At 73.0% G+C, this 14,220-nt stretch carries 12 protein-coding genes; 9 read left to right on the top strand and 3 right to left on the bottom strand.

All coding sequences use genetic code 11. The features are described from left to right. Positions 1-2: 2 nt before the first annotated feature. Positions 3-1,550, bottom strand: coding sequence for a histidine ammonia-lyase (gene hutH / locus JYA75_RS11795; protein ID WP_029545310.1), 1,548 nt, complete (start codon positions 1,548-1,550; stop codon positions 3-5). A 165-nt stretch (positions 1,551-1,715) separates the two neighbouring features. Next, positions 1,716-2,288, bottom strand: coding sequence for a PadR family transcriptional regulator (locus tag JYA75_RS11790; RefSeq protein WP_006932412.1), 573 nt, complete (start codon positions 2,286-2,288; stop codon positions 1,716-1,718). Positions 2,289-2,399: 111 nt separating this feature from the next. Between JYA75_RS11790 and JYA75_RS11785 the strand changes: the two genes are divergently transcribed. The 6 genes from JYA75_RS11785 to JYA75_RS11760 all read left to right on the top strand — a co-directional run bounded on the left by JYA75_RS11785 (position 2,400) and on the right by JYA75_RS11760 (position 8,508). Further along, positions 2,400-2,912 (top strand): DUF1707 domain-containing protein, encoded by a 513-nt coding sequence (locus JYA75_RS11785; protein ID WP_029545317.1) that lies wholly within the window; start codon positions 2,400-2,402, stop codon positions 2,910-2,912. A gap of 52 nt (positions 2,913-2,964) precedes the next feature. After that, positions 2,965-3,432: an SRPBCC family protein gene (locus tag JYA75_RS11780; protein ID WP_006932414.1), complete on the top strand. Its 468-nt coding sequence runs from the start codon at positions 2,965-2,967 to the stop codon at positions 3,430-3,432. A gap of 74 nt (positions 3,433-3,506) precedes the next feature. Further along, the gene (locus JYA75_RS11775; protein WP_006932415.1) at positions 3,507-4,220 is read left to right on the top strand and encodes a phosphatidylserine decarboxylase; all 714 of its coding nucleotides are present in this window, start codon (positions 3,507-3,509) and stop codon (positions 4,218-4,220) included. Positions 4,221-4,279: 59 nt separating this feature from the next. Further along, positions 4,280-5,131: a phosphatidylcholine/phosphatidylserine synthase gene (locus tag JYA75_RS11770; RefSeq protein ID WP_080688673.1), complete on the top strand. Its 852-nt coding sequence runs from the start codon at positions 4,280-4,282 to the stop codon at positions 5,129-5,131. A 21-nt stretch (positions 5,132-5,152) separates the two neighbouring features. Beyond that, entirely contained in the window at positions 5,153-7,333 is a 2,181-nt protein-coding gene (locus JYA75_RS11765) for an AAA family ATPase (protein ID WP_006932419.1), read from the top strand. Positions 7,334-7,335: 2 nt separating this feature from the next. Further along, positions 7,336-8,508 (top strand): hypothetical protein, encoded by a 1,173-nt coding sequence (locus tag JYA75_RS11760; RefSeq protein WP_203330065.1) that lies wholly within the window; start codon positions 7,336-7,338, stop codon positions 8,506-8,508. A gap of 11 nt (positions 8,509-8,519) precedes the next feature. On the opposite strand, the gene JYA75_RS11755 is transcribed toward JYA75_RS11760, so the two are convergent. Beyond that, positions 8,520-8,942 carry an NUDIX domain-containing protein gene (locus JYA75_RS11755; protein ID WP_006932425.1) on the bottom strand — a complete coding sequence of 141 codons (423 nt, stop codon included), beginning with the start codon at positions 8,940-8,942 and terminating at the stop codon, positions 8,520-8,522. A 229-nt stretch (positions 8,943-9,171) separates the two neighbouring features. Here JYA75_RS11755 and JYA75_RS11750 point away from each other — a divergent pair, with 229 nt between their 5' ends. From JYA75_RS11750 to JYA75_RS11740, 3 genes are read left to right on the top strand one after another with little or no spacing between them, the layout of a single operon-like run. After that, positions 9,172-12,009: a Na+/H+ antiporter subunit A gene (locus JYA75_RS11750; protein WP_203330064.1), complete on the top strand. Its 2,838-nt coding sequence runs from the start codon at positions 9,172-9,174 to the stop codon at positions 12,007-12,009. After that, positions 12,006-12,614: a Na(+)/H(+) antiporter subunit C gene (locus tag JYA75_RS11745; RefSeq protein ID WP_006932433.1), complete on the top strand. Its 609-nt coding sequence runs from the start codon at positions 12,006-12,008 to the stop codon at positions 12,612-12,614. Before JYA75_RS11750 ends, JYA75_RS11745 begins: the two co-directional genes overlap by 4 nt. Then, a complete protein-coding gene (locus JYA75_RS11740; RefSeq protein WP_006932434.1) occupies positions 12,611-14,197 on the top strand; it encodes a Na+/H+ antiporter subunit D in 1,587 nt (528 codons plus the stop codon). Before JYA75_RS11745 ends, JYA75_RS11740 begins: the two co-directional genes overlap by 4 nt. The last annotated feature ends 23 nt before the right edge of the window (positions 14,198-14,220 follow it).

Below are 14,220 nucleotides of genomic sequence, written 5' to 3'. Positions count from 1 at the left end.
GATCAGTCCAGGGCCCCGATCGCGGATTCCGCCGCGGCGACGAGTTCTCCGCTCGCGGCGAGCCGGGCCGCGGCGTCGATCTCCGGGGCGAGATGCCGGTCCGGGCCGGGCCCGGCCACGTGCCGGCGGAGCGCGGCGACCACCGCGCCGGTGCCGGGGGCCGGGGTGAGCGGGGCGCGCAGGTCCAGTGCGCGTGCCGCGGTGAGTGCCTCGATGGCCAGGACACGGGTCAGCGCGGCGAGGCCGCGGCGCAGCTTGCGGGCGGCGGACCAGCCCATCGAGACGTGGTCCTCCTGCATGGCCGACGACGGGATCGAGTCGACGGCGGCGGGCACGGCGAGGCGCTTGAGGTCGGCGACGAGCGCGGCCTGGGTGTACTGGGCGATCATGTGCCCGCTGTCGACGCCGGGATCGTGGGCGAGGAACGGCGGCAGGCCGTGGCTGCGGGCCACGTCGAGCAGCCGGTCGGTGCGGCGCTCGCTGATGTTCGCGACGTCGGCGACGACGACGGCGAGGAAGTCGAGGACGTACGCCAGCGGGGCGCCGTGGAAGTTGCCGTTCGACTCGATCCGGCCGTCGCGGGTGACGACCGGGTTGTCGATCGCGGCCGCGAGTTCGCGTCCGGCGACCTGCTCGGCGTGGGTCAGGGTGTCGCGCGCGGCGCCCGCGACCTGCGGGGCACACCGCAGCGAGTAGGCATCCTGCACCACCGGGCAGTCCGGGGTCCGGTGGCTGGCCACGACGGCGGAGCCGGCAAGGAGCCGGGTCATGTTGGCGGCGGCCACGGCCTGGCCGGGGTGCGGCCGCAGGGCGTGCAGGTCGGCGGCGAAGACCCGGTCGGTGCCGAGCAGGGCCTCGACGCTCATCGCGGCCGTGACGTCGGCGAGCCGCAGCAGGGCGCGCAGGTCGTGGCAGGCAAGGACCAGCATGCCCAGCATCCCGTCGGTGCCGTTGATGAGGGCGAGCCCTTCCTTCTCGGCGAGCACGACGGGCGCGAGGCCCGCCGCGGCGAGGGCCTGCGCGGCCGGCACGAGCGTGCCGGCGGCGTCGCGGGCCTCGCCCTCGCCGGTGAGGACGAGGGCCACGTGGGCGAGCGGCGCGAGGTCCCCGGAACAGCCGAGGCTGCCGTGCTCGGGCACCACCGGCGTGATTCCCGCGCTCAGCATCGCGGCGTAGGCCGTGGCGGTCCCGGGGCGGACCCCGGTGTGCCCGGTGGCGAAGGTGGACAGGCGCAGCAGCATCATCGCGCGGACCACCTCCCGTTCCACCTCGGGACCGGTCCCGGCGGCGTGAGAGCGGATCACGCTGCGCTGCAGATCGATTCGCGATTCCGGGGGAATGTGGCGGGTGGCGAGCGCCCCGAACCCGGTGGTGATGCCGTACGCGGGCCGGGGGTCGCGGGCGAGCGCGTCGACCACGGCACGGGCCGCGCCGATGAGGGCGAGCGCGTCCGCGGAGAGCCGGACCGGCGCGCCGGACCGCGCCACGCGCAGGACCTCGTCCGTCGAGACGGGACCGACCCCGACGACGACCTCCTCGGCCACGGCCACCTCCCGATCGATACGCGCTATCCGGATTGTGTCCCCGGCACCGGCCGGCGCGCCGCCGAATCGGGGTCGAGAAGGCCGGCTTCGCGCCGGATCGTGGTGACCGCATCGTCGGGACCGGCCACAGCCGTGTCGATCGTCAGGTGGGCACGGTCCCACGCCTCCGGTTCACGAGGCCGGCCCCAGCGTGTCCGCCACCCGGCCGAACCACTCGAGCACGGCCCGTTCGTAGACGATGCCGAAGTCCAGGGTCGCCGACGAGTACGGGTCCGCGCAGTGCTCGGCGGCGGCGCGCTCGTAGTCGGCGAGCCGGCGTTCGTGGGCGGCGCGGTGGACGGCGAGCATCTCGGCCAGCCTGCCGGGCGGCAGGTGCCTGCCGAACGCGACGGTGAGCAGCAGCGGGTAGCGGATGTTCTCCGGTCCGGGTTCGCGTTCGATCCACTCGGCGAATGCGGCGCGGCCGGAGGCGGTGAGCGCGAAGGGCTTGCGGTCGCGCGGGCCCACCTCGCCCGCCTCGACGAGACCGGCCCGTTCCATGGCGGCGAGTTCGCGATACACCTGACTGGTCGTGATCGACCAGAATTTCCCGATCCGCTCCTGCGCGGTCACCACCAGATCCCACCCGGTCTTCGGACCCTCGTGCAGGAATCCCAGCAGCGACGCCGCGGTGGCGTTGAGCGGACGAGCCGCGGGGGCATCGAGCGGACGAGCCGCGGGGGCATCGAGCGGACGGTCGACCATGGCGGACACCTTTCCCCGGGGCTTGACATTCCACTGTGGCATATCCACCATGGTGGTATCGACATTCCACTGTGGAACCTCAGTGGTCTCGACCCTCCGCAGGAGGCAGCGATGGAATACGTCAACGGTGTCCGGATCTCCGACCCCGAACGCGAGCGGCTCGTCGACGAGCTGGGCCGGCATCTCACCGCCGGCCGGCTCACGATCGGCGAGTTCGACCAGCGGGTCGGCGAGGTGTACCGGTCCGTCACCACCGACGAGGCGCACCGGGTACTGAGCGACCTTCCGGCGGCACCCCCGGCCTCACCCGCACCCCCGCCCGCCCCGGCCCGCACCGCGGACCGCCGGCTCCCCCTGCATCAGCGGATCGAGTGGGGAGCCTGGGCCGCAGCCGGGACGATCAACCTCGTGATCTGGGCGATCGTGTCGATCGCCGTCGGCGCGGCCGTGTACCCATGGCCGGTCTGGGTGATCGGGCCGTGGGGCCTGGTACTGCTCGGCCGGACCCTCGCCGGACGGGAAGGCGCCGGCCACCGGGCACACCCCGGCCGCGGCTCGTCGCGGGCCCTCCCCGCCGGCGGGTGGTGCACATCCGGGTGGCGGGCGTCACAGACTCGGCTATGATCGACGGGCAGTATTTGTAACTCACGGTTACGCGAAGAATCAGGGAGGCCCCGTGTCGAAGACCCTCGAAGCCACCGTCGAGATCGCCGCATCGCCACAGCAGGTGTGGCATGTGATCTCCGACCTGAAGCGGATGGGCGAGTGGAGCCCGCAGTGCCGGAAGATGGCCGTGCTGGGCGGACCCGTCGGAGTCGGGACCAAGACGATCAATGTCAACCGCAAGGGCCTGCTCGTGTGGCCCACCACCGCCAAGGTGCTCGCCTTCGAGCCGGGGCGCCTGCTCCGCTTCCGGGTCAACGAGAACCGCACCGTCTGGTCGTTCACCCTCGAGCCCACCGACACCGGCACCCGGGTGATCCAGCGACGGGAGGCGCCCACCGGGACCAGCAAGGTCTCGCAGTTCCTCATCGACAAGGTCCTCGGTGGCGCGACCGCCTTCGACGACGACATGGTGGTCGGCATGAACGCCACCCTCGCGCGCATCAGGAACGAGGCCGAGGGCGCGGCCCTCGCACGGTGACCCTCCTCGCGTAGGCTGTGTTAGCCCGCGGGCCGCACGCCCGCGGGTCACACCGCGCGACACTAAGAGGAGCCGTGGCCCGAAAGCCCACACCCCCCGGAACCCCACCGCCCACCAGCGTCGAGCACGTTCTCGAACTGGTCCGCAAGACGATTCCACCGCTCCACCCGGCAGGCATCCCCTTTGTCGCCGCCCCACTCGCCGTCGCGGCGCTCGGCCGCAACCGCAAGTGGGTCCGTCGCGCCGGCCTCGTCTCGGCCGCCGCCACCGCAGGATTCTTCCGCCACCCCCACCGGGTGCCGCCCAACCGGGTCGGCGTCGTCGTGGCCCCGGCGGACGGCGAGGTGGCCCTCGTCGACACCGCGGTGCCGCCCGCCGAACTCGAGATGGGCACCGAGCCGCGGCCGCGGGTGAGCATCTTCCTGTCCGTGCTCGACGTGCACGTCCAGCGCAGCCCCGTCGGCGGCACCGTCACCAAGGTCGTGCACCGCCCCGGGCAGTTCCTCTCGGCCGACCTCGCCGATGCCAGCGAGGTCAACGAACGCAACAGCATGCTCCTCGAGACCCGCGACGGGGCCGACGTGGCCGTCGTCCAGATCGCCGGGCTGCTCGCCCGCCGCATCGTGTGCGACGCGAAGGCGGGCGACACGCTGCCGATCGGCGACACCTACGGCCTGATCCGCTTCGGTTCCCGTGTCGACACCTACCTGCCCCCGGGCAGCACCCTCCTCGTCGAACGCGGGCAGAAGACGATCGGCGCCGAGACCGTCATCGCCCAGCTGCCGTGAGCCCGTCCGCCGCCTCCCCGGCAGCCCCGGAACGCAAACGCCGCGGTCGCCCGCAGGCCGTGCGGCTGCTGCCGAGTGTCATCACGATCCTCGCGCTCTCCGCCGGCCTGTCCGCGGTGAAATTCGCCCTCGACGGCCAGCTGGGCACCGCCCTCGGCATGATCGGCGCGGCAGCGGTGCTGGACTCCCTCGACGGGCGCATCGCCCGCCTGCTGGACGCCACGACCAAGATCGGCGCCGAGCTGGACTCGCTGTCCGACGCGGTGGCGTTCGGCGTGGCCCCGGCCCTCGTGCTGTACGTGACGCTGCTGGACGGCAGCCCGTTCGGCTGGATCATCTCCCTGCTGTACGCGGTCAGCATCGTCCTGCGCCTCGCCCGGTTCAACACCCTGCTCGAGGACGACACGGTGCCCGCGTACGCCCGCGAGTACTTCGTCGGCGTGCCGTCCCCCGCCGGCGCCCTCGTCGCCCTGGCGCCGGTCGCCGCGCACATCCAGTGGGGTGAGGGCTGGTGGGACTCCTACCCCGTCGTGGCCGCCTGGACGCTGCTCACCGCCGCCCTCGTCGTCAGTCAGATACCGACCCTGGCGATGAAGTCGGTGTCCGTGCCGCCCCGCTACGCGGTGATCCTCCTGGTACTCGTGGCGGTCGCGGCGGCCGCGCTGGTCACCTACCCGTACGTGCTCATGCTCGTCCTCATCGGCCTGTACCTGGCGCACATCCCGTTCGCGATCCGCTCCAAGCGCTGGGTGGCGGCGCGGCCGGAGACATGGAACATCAAGCCGTCCGAGCGGCGCGCCCTGCGCGCCGAGCACCGCGCCCTCAGGCCACGGCGGGTCGCGATCCGGCGCGCCCCGCAACCCCGGCAGTCCGCCGCGCGACTCGGTCTGCGCCGCCCCCGCGGACGCTGACGACGCTCTAGGCTCGGCGGGGTGAGCAGCCCCGAACTCGCGTTGACCGTCCGCCTCAACACCTCCGCGGCCGATGCGCGCCGCGGCGTCGTCCGCGTGCACCCGGAGGTGCTCACCGCGTTGGGCCTGCGCGAATGGGACGCGATCGCGCTGATCGGGGGGCGCCGCACCGCGGCCGTCGCCGGCCTCGCCCCCGCTGGCACGCCGACCGGCACGATCCTGCTCGACGACGTGACGCTCTCCAACGTGGGGCTGCGCGAGGACGCCACCGTCCTCGTCGGCCCGGTCGTCGTCCACGGCGCCCGCACGGTCGCGGTCACCGGATCGGCACTCGCCACCCACACGATCGACGACGTCACCCTGCGCCAGGCACTGCTGGGCAAGGTCCTCACCGTCGGCGACGCGGTGTCGCTGCTGCCCCGCGATCTCGGACCGGGCACGAGCACCGCCCCCACCACGCGCACCCTGTCCCGCACGTTCGGGATCGCCTGGACCACGGAACTGCTCACCGTCACCGCCGTCGACCCCGCCGCACCGGTGAGCGTGCAACCGAACACCGCGGTGAGCTGGGGCACCACCCCGGCCGGGCGGGCCGTCGCCGGCCCCCGCCCGGCCGCCGCCCCGTCGGCCCGGCCCGCGATCCCCGCACCGCCGCCGCCACCGGTGGAGGACCTGGTCGGCGTGCAGACCCAGGCCGGCAGGCTCACCGAGTGGCTGAAGCTGGCCCTCGACGAGCCCGAACTGCTGCGCACCCTCGGCGCCTCCCCCCACCTCGGAGTGCTGATCACCGGGCCCGCCGGCGTCGGCAAGGCCACCCTCGCCCGCGCAGTCCTCGCCGGCCGTCGCGTCGTCGAGCTCGACGGGCCGAGCGTGGGCGCCACTGCCGCCGACGATCGGCTGCGCCGCGTGACCACCGCCGTCGCCGACCTGGCCCCCGGCGGGGTCCTGCTCGTCACCGACATCGACGCCCTGCTGCCCGCCGACCCCGAACCGGTGTCGGCGCTGATCCTCGACCAGCTGCGCCGCGCCGTCGACACCGTCGGGGTCGCGCTCGTCGCGACCACGGCGCACCCCACCGAGGTGGACTCGCGGGTCCGCTCCCCCGAGATCTGCGACCGGGAACTGGCCCTGCCCCTGCCCGACGGCGCCACCCGTCGCGCCCTGCTCGACGTGCTGCTGCGCCGGGTGCCCACCGACACCCTCTCGCTCGACGCCGTCGCCGCCCGCGCGCCCGGCTTCGTCGTCGCCGACCTGGCCGCCCTGTGCCGGGAGGCGGCGCTGCGGGCGGCGGCGCGGGCGAGCCGCGACGACACCGAGCCGAGGCTCACTCAGGATGACCTGCTCGGTGCGCTCGAGGTGATCCGCCCGCTGTCGCGATCGGGCACCGAGGAGCTGGCCATCGGCAGCGTCACCCTCGACGACGTCGGCGACATGGTCGACACCAAACAGTCGCTCACGGAGGCGGTGCTGTGGCCGTTGCACCACCCCGACTCGTTCGCCCGCCTCGGCGTCGAGCCGCCGCGCGGTGTACTGCTCTACGGGCCACCGGGTTGCGGCAAGACCTTCCTGGTGCGCGCGCTGGCCAGCTCGGGGCAGCTGAGCGTGCACGCCGTCAAGGGCGCCGAGCTGATGGACAAATGGGTGGGCGCCTCGGAGAAGGCTGTGCGGGAGCTGTTCCAGCGGGCCCGCAACTCCGCACCGGCGCTGGTGTTCCTCGACGAGATCGACGCGCTCGCCCCGCGCCGCGGGCAGAGCTCCGACTCCGGCGTCACCGACCGGGTGGTGGCCGCCCTGCTCACCGAACTCGACGGGGTCGAACCGCTGCGCGACGTCGTGGTGCTCGGCGCCACCAACCGGCCCGACCTGATCGATCCGGCCCTGCTGCGCCCCGGCCGGCTCGAGCGGCTGGTGTTCGTGCCGCCGCCGGACGCCGAGGCGCGCGCCGCGATCCTGCGCACCGCGGGCAAGTCGGTGCCGCTGGCCGACGACGTGGACCTCGGCGCCCTCGCCGCGGACCTCGACGGCTACTCCGCGGCGGACTGCTCGGCGCTCCTGCGGGAGGCCGCGCTCGCGGCGATGCGCCGCAGCGTCGACGCCGCGGCCGTCACCGCCGACGACGTCGCGGCGGCGCGGAAGGCGGTGCGCCCGTCGCTGGAGGCCGCGCAGGTCGAACACCTGCGGGCCTACGCCGAGGGGCGCTGACGATGCCGGCGGCGACGGTGCGGTTGGACGAGCCGGTCGCGGGTCTCGCGGCGTTGTGCGCGGGCGCCCTCGCCGGCTTCGCCGTAGCGGTGGACGGGGTGGCGCTCCCCGCCGCGGCGGGCAGCGCCACCGGGCCGATCGTGTTCGCGGTGGCGGCGGTGCTGGCGGTCGCGGGCCTGCAACGCTCGGGGTCGCGCCGTACGGCGTGGTTGCTGGCGGCCGGCTGCACGGTGGTGCTGGGGACGGTGCGGTTCGCGGTACCTGCCGCCGACCCCGACACCCTCACCGTGCTGCCCCTGATCACTGCGGGAGCCGCCGGGATCCTGCTCGGGGCGGCGGTCGCCGCGGCGTGGGGCGAACCGATCGGGCAGTGGGCGGTGGTCGTCGGGGCTTGGGCGGTGTTCCTGCTCGCCGGCCCGATGGGGACGTCCCTGCAGTCGTCGGCGCTGCCGTCGCCGCTGCAGTGGCCGCTCGCCGTCGCAGCCGGGGCCGTGGTGCTCGCCGCATTCGTCGCGGGGGCCGGGGCCCGGGTGCAGCGGCCGGAGGCGCGGCTGCCGATCGTCGCGGTCGGGGCGACGGCGGCGCTGACCGTCGGCATGCACGTGCTCGCCGGCTGGGCGGGCGAGCAGGCCACCTCGGCTGCGGCGTGGATGTGGCTGGCCGCCGCGGCCGTGCTCGCCGCGACGGTGCTCGGTGCGGAGGCCGTCGGCCGTTTCCTGCCCTTCGCAGACGGCCGGTTCCCCGTCGCCGCGATCGGGGCGACGGCCGCGGCGTACCCGCTGGTCGACGACCTGGCCGGGAGGGAGGTGTCCGCGTGGGTTCCCGCGGCCGGGGTGCTGGCGGTCGCGGCGGGAGCCGCGCTCGCGTGGCGGGTCCCGCGGGTCGAGCTGGGCCTGGGGGTGGCCCTGGTCGTCACGCTGACCGCGGCGCTGTGGCCCGACTTCGCGGCGGACGGCCCGCAGTTGCTGGTGCGCGTGGCGCTGGTCGCCGCGGGCACCGGCCTGGCGCTGGGGGCGGCGCTGCCGGGTGCGGCACCGGTCGCCGCGATGGGCCTGGTGCTGCCGGTCGCGGCCGCCACGGTGGCCGCGGTCTGGGCGCTACCCGCCGACCCGCGGCTGCTCACCGGTGCGCTGGCGGCGACGGGCGCGGTATGCGCGTGGCGCTGCCGGAGCTGACGTGGCCGGTCTCACTCGGCCCGGACGAGACCGAGGGCGTGCAGGTGCTCGAACACCAGCATCGAACCCGGCGCGACCTCGGGCAGGGCAGCGTACTCGGCGACGGTGAACCAGCCGAGTTCGGCGATCTCCGCCGCCGGGCGCGGTTCCCCGGCCAGCTCGGCCGTGAAGCAGGTCATGTGCAGGCGAGTGCCGACCGGATGGCCGAAGGCCTCGGCCTCGAAGATCCCGACCTCGGCGACGGTGCCGTCGACGAGGCCGACGCCGAGTTCCTCGCGGATCTCCCGGTGCAGGGCCTGCTCGGGGGTCTCGCCGGGATCGATCTTGCCGCCCGCCATGTAGAAGGCGGTCTTGCCGGCGGAACGGGTCTGCAACAGGCGTCCGTCGCGGACGTACGCGAGCGCGGCGGTACGGATCGGTCCGGTCTCGGGCATGGGGGCACTCTACGATGGGAATCGGACATCGGAGCGTCGGCGGCCGATTCGCAACCGTGCGAATGCTGCCGGTAAGCTGACACCGAATCCGATTTGTCCATTTGCAGAGCAGCACGTGCATCGGGATTTCCCGGGTCCGCGCGGCTCGGGCATCGCCCCCTGTGGGTGCTGCACAACACTTGCAAGCCTGTTACACCCCGCCGCCAGGCCCGACCCCGACGGAGTGCCTTTGCTCGCCGTACTCATCGCCCACGCGGTCGCCGCTCTCGTTGCGCCGCCTCTGGTCAGAGTCATGGGGAGAAATGCGTTCCTACCGCTGGCGCTCGTGCCACTGGCGAGCCTCGGCTGGGTGATCGGCAACTGGGGCACGGAACGCACGCTGCACATCGCGTGGGCGCCGGGCCTGTCGATGAACATCGACATGCGCTTCGACTCCCTCGCGGCGATCATGTCGGCGCTGGTGCTGGGCATCGGCGCGCTCATCCTGCTCTACTGCGCCCGGTACTTCACCGACGACGAGCCCCGCCTGGGGATCTTCGCCGCCGAGATGGTCGCCTTCGCCGGCGCCATGTTCGGCCTGGTGACCAGCGACAACATGCTGGTCCTCTACACGTTCTGGGAACTGACCACCGTGCTGTCGTTCCTGCTGGTCGGCCACTACGCGGAGCGGGCGTCGAGCCGCCGCGCCGCCACCCAGGCCCTGCTCGTCACCACCGCGGGTGGCCTCGCGATGCTCGTCGGCATCATCGTGCTCGGGCAGCTGGTGGGCAGCTACAACCTCTCCGACGTGATCGCGGCCGCCCCGAGCGGCTGGCTGGCCGGGGTGGGCGTCGCCCTGGTGCTGGTCGGCGCCCTGTCGAAGTCCGCGGTGGTGCCGCTGCACTTCTGGCTGCCCGGCGCGATGGCAGCCCCGACCCCCGTCTCCGCGTACCTGCACGCCGCCGCGATGGTGAAGGCGGGCATCTATCTGGTGGCGCGGCTGGCTCCGGCGTTCGCCGATGCGGCGCCGTGGCGGCCCATCGTCGTCACCCTCGGCCTGGCGTCGATGCTGCTCGCCGGCTGGCGCGCGTTCCGGGCCTTCGACCTGAAGCTGATCCTGGCGTTCGGCACCGTCAGCCAGCTCGGTTTCCTCATCGCCCTGGTGGGGATCGGCAGCCGGGAGGCGGCGCTGGCCGGCATGGCCATGGTCGTGGCCCATGCGATGTTCAAGGCCTGCCTGTTCATGGTGGTCGGCATCGTCGACCACGGCGCCGGCACCCGCGACATCCGCAAGCTCGCGCACCTCGGGAAGCGGGCGCCGTTCCTCGCGGCCGTCGCGGCCGTCGCCGCGATGAGCATGGGCGGCCTGCCCGTGTTCATCGGGTTCGTCGGCAAGGAGGCCGCCCTCGAGGCCGTGCAGGTGACGACCCTGCTGAGCCCGTGGGCCCGGATCGCGGTACTCACCGCGATCGTCGCCGGGTCGATCCTCACGCTGGCGTACAGCATCCGGTTCGTGTGGGGCGCCTTCGGACGCAAGCAGCTCAAGCGCCCGAGTCCGGCCGTGCAGAACTTCCACGCCGCCGGCCCGCTGCTGCTGTTCTCCCCGACCGTCCTGGCCTTCGGCGGGTTGGCCGCCGGACTCGCGGCGCCGTGGCTCGACACGCTGCTGTCCCCCTACGCGGACACGCTGCCCAGCACCCTGGACAAGCCCTACCACCTCGCGCTGTGGCACGGCGTCGGCCTCCCCCTCGTGCTGACCGCCGTCGTCGTGGCCGGTGGCACCGCGCTGTACTTCGCCCACCGCGCGATCTCCCGCGTGAAGTTCGAGCGTCAGCTGTTCGGCAACGCCGACCGCATGTACGACGCGACGCTGCGCTTCATGGACACCGTGTCGATACGGCTGACCGGTTCCACCCAGCGGGGCTCGCTGCCGCTGACCCAGGGCATCATCCTGGTCACCCTGGTGGTGCTGCCCACCACGCTGCTGCTGGTGTTCGGCCCCGAGCGGGACATGGCGGTGCGGTGGTGGGACTCGTCCGTCCAGTTCGCGGCGGCGGCCATCATCATGTGCGGCGCCCTGGCCGCGACGGTGATGCGCAACCGCCTCGCCGGCGTGCTGCTCGTGGGCCTGACCGGCTACGGGTGCGGATTCCTGTTCGCCCTGCAGGGCGCCCCGGACCTCGCGCTCACGCAGTTCCTCGTCGAAACGCTGACCCTCGTCATCTTCGTGCTGGTGCTGCGCAAGCTCCCCGCCGAGTCCCGTCCCGAACACGTGGTGGGCCGGAAGCTGCCGCGCGCCCTGCTCGGCATCGCCGTCGGCGTCGCGGTCACGACGATCGGGGTGTTCGCCACGAACGCCCGCACCGCCGACCCGATCGCGCTGCTGCTGCCGGAGGCGGCCTACGAACTCGGCAACGGCAAGAACGTGGTCAACGTGCTGCTCGTCGACATCCGGGCGTGGGACACCCTCGGGGAGATCTCCGTGCTGCTCGTCGCGGCGACGGGTGTGGCGAGCCTGGTGTTCCGCACCCGCCGCTTCGGTTCGGCGCCGCGCGTCTCGGACGCCCCCGCGGCGCAGCTCGACGCGATGTCGTCGAGCACCGAGACGACGTGGCTGCGCGGCGGGGACCTCATCGACCCGCGGCACCGCTCGCTGGTCCTCGAGGTCACGACCCGCCTGGTGTTCCCGACGATGATGGTGCTGTCGGTCTACTTCTTCTTCGCCGGGCACAACGCGCCCGGCGGCGGCTTCGCCGGCGGCCTGATCGCGGGGCTTGCGCTGGTGCTGCGGTATCTGGCCGGTGGCCGTTACGAGCTCGGCGAGGCGGTGCCCATCGACGCGGGCAAGATCCTCGGCCTGGGTCTGACGTTCTCGGCGGGCACCGCCCTGGCCTCCCTGTTCCTCGGTGCGCCGCCGCTGTCGTCGGCGACCGTCGAGATGACTCTGCCGCTGCTCGGCGACATCAAGCTCGTCACCGCACTGTTCTTCGACCTGGGGGTGTATCTGATCGTCGTCGGCTTGGTACTCGACGTGCTCCGCAGTCTCGGCGCGCGTCTCGATGCGGAGATCGTGGGTGAGAAGCGATGAGCGCGAATCTGACCATGCTCGCTCTGGTCGGGGTGCTGGTCGCCTCCGGGGTGTACCTGCTGCTCGAGCGCAGCATCATCAAGATGCTGCTGGGGTTGCTGCTGATCGGCAACGGCATCAACCTGCTGATCCTCACCCTCGCCGGGCCGGCCGGCGGCCCGCCCGTGGTCGGTGCCCGCAATGACCTGCACGAGAACATGGCCGACCCGCTGGCACAGGCGATGATCCTCACGGCGATCGTCATCACCATGGGCGTGGCCGGCTTCGTGCTGGCGCTCACGTACCGGTCGTTCACGCTCAGTGCCCGCGACGAGGTCGAGAACGACCCCGAGGACACCAAGGTGTCGCAGCGGCGCTCGCCCGCCGAGGCCCCCGACCGCGACCGTTCGGACGATCCGCTCACCGGCCTGCCGAGCCGCAGCGGCGACGCGTTCGACGCGGCCGGCAACCCGATCCCCCTGGAGGAACTCGTCAACCTGGAGGACCTCGAATCCTACGAGGACCTGCACGACGGCGACTTCGACGACGAGACGGATTCGGCCTACAGCGACGGTGAGACGGCCCGCGGGGACGACGCACCGTCCCGGGGAGGAAGGACCCGATGATCCTGTCCGCGACGGCGCTGACCCCGCTGCCCGTCCTCATCCCGATGCTGGCGGCGGCCGCGACGCTGATCCTCGGGCGCCGGCCCCGCGCTCAGCGGGCCGTGACCCTCGTTGCGCTCGTCGCCGTGCTGGTGGTCTCGGGCCTGCTGCTGTACCTCGCCGACCGGGACGGCATCGCGGTCGTGCAGGTCGGCGGATGGGATTCCCCCATCGGGATCTCCCTGGTGGTCGACCGGCTCGCGGCGCTGATGCTGGTGGTGTCGGCGATCGTGCTGCTCGCCGTCATGCTGTACGCGGTCGGACAGGGCATCCACGACGGCAACGACCAGCAGCCCGTGTCGATCTTCCTGCCGACGTACCTGGCACTGACCGCGGGCGTGTGCAACGCATTCCTCGCCGGCGACCTGTTCAACCTCTTCGTCGGGTTCGAGGTGCTGCTCGCGGCGTCGTTCGTGCTGCTCACCCTGGGGGCGAGCGCGGACCGGGTCCGCGCCGGCGTCTCCTACGTGATGGTCTCGATGGTCTCGTCGCTGATCTTCCTGGCCGGCATGGGATTCGCGTACGCCGCCACCGGCACCCTGAACCTGGCGCAGATGGCGGTGCGGATGGACGACGTGCCGGAGGGCACCCGCGCCGCGATCTTCGGCGTGCTCCTCGTCGCGTTCGGCATCAAGGCGGCGGTGTTCCCGCTGTCGACGTGGCTGCCGGACTCGTACCCCACCGCCCCGGCGCCGGTCACCGCCGTGTTCGCCGGCCTGCTCACGAAGGTCGGCGTCTATGCCATCATCCGGGCGCACACGCTGCTGTTCCCGGGCGGCGAGCTCGACAACGTGCTCCTGGTGGCCGGCCTGCTGACGATGGTGATCGGCATCCTCGGCGCCATCGCCCAGAACGACATCAAGCGCCTGCTGTCGTTCACCCTCGTCAGCCACATCGGCTACATGGTGTTCGGGATCGCCCTCTCGACGCAGGCGGGGTTGTCCGGCGCCGTGTACTACGTCGCCCATCACATCCTGGTCCAGACGACGCTGTTCCTCGTGGTCGGCCTGATCGAGCGGCAGGCCGGCTCGGCGTCGCTGCGGCGGCTCGGCGGACTCGCCCTCGCCAGCCCGGTCCTCGCGATCGCGTTCCTCGTCCCGGCGCTGAACCTCGGGGGCATCCCCCCGTTCTCCGGGTTCATCGGGAAGGTGGCCCTGCTGCAGGCCGGCGCCGCCGACGGATCCGTCCTGGCGTGGGTGCTGGTTGCGGGCGGCACCGTCACGAGCCTCCTCACCCTGTACGTCGTCGCCCGGGTGTGGACCAAGGCCTTCTGGCGCGCCCGCGCCGACGCCCCCGAGGGCGGCCTCGCCGACGCCGCCCCGTCCGCGCTGATCGACGAATCCGGGATGGAGGTCGCCTTCTCGGACCGGGCCGACGTCGGGCGCATGCCCCCGGCGATGCTGGTTCCGACGATCGGTCTCGTCGTCGTCGGCCTGGCCCTGACCGTGTTCGCCGGCCCGCTCGTCGACATCAGCGACCGTGCCGCCGAGAACCTGCGGGATCGGTCCGTCTACATCGAAGCCGTGCTGGGAGGTCAGCCGTGACGAGCCGGTCGAATCTGCTCCGC

The sequence above is a fragment of the Rhodococcus sp. PSBB066 genome (assembly GCF_017068255.1).
Classification (GTDB): domain Bacteria; phylum Actinomycetota; class Actinomycetes; order Mycobacteriales; family Mycobacteriaceae; genus Rhodococcus; species Rhodococcus aetherivorans.
The sequence above is the reverse complement of the archived record's forward strand: the minus strand, read 5'-3'. Positions and strand labels throughout refer to the sequence as shown.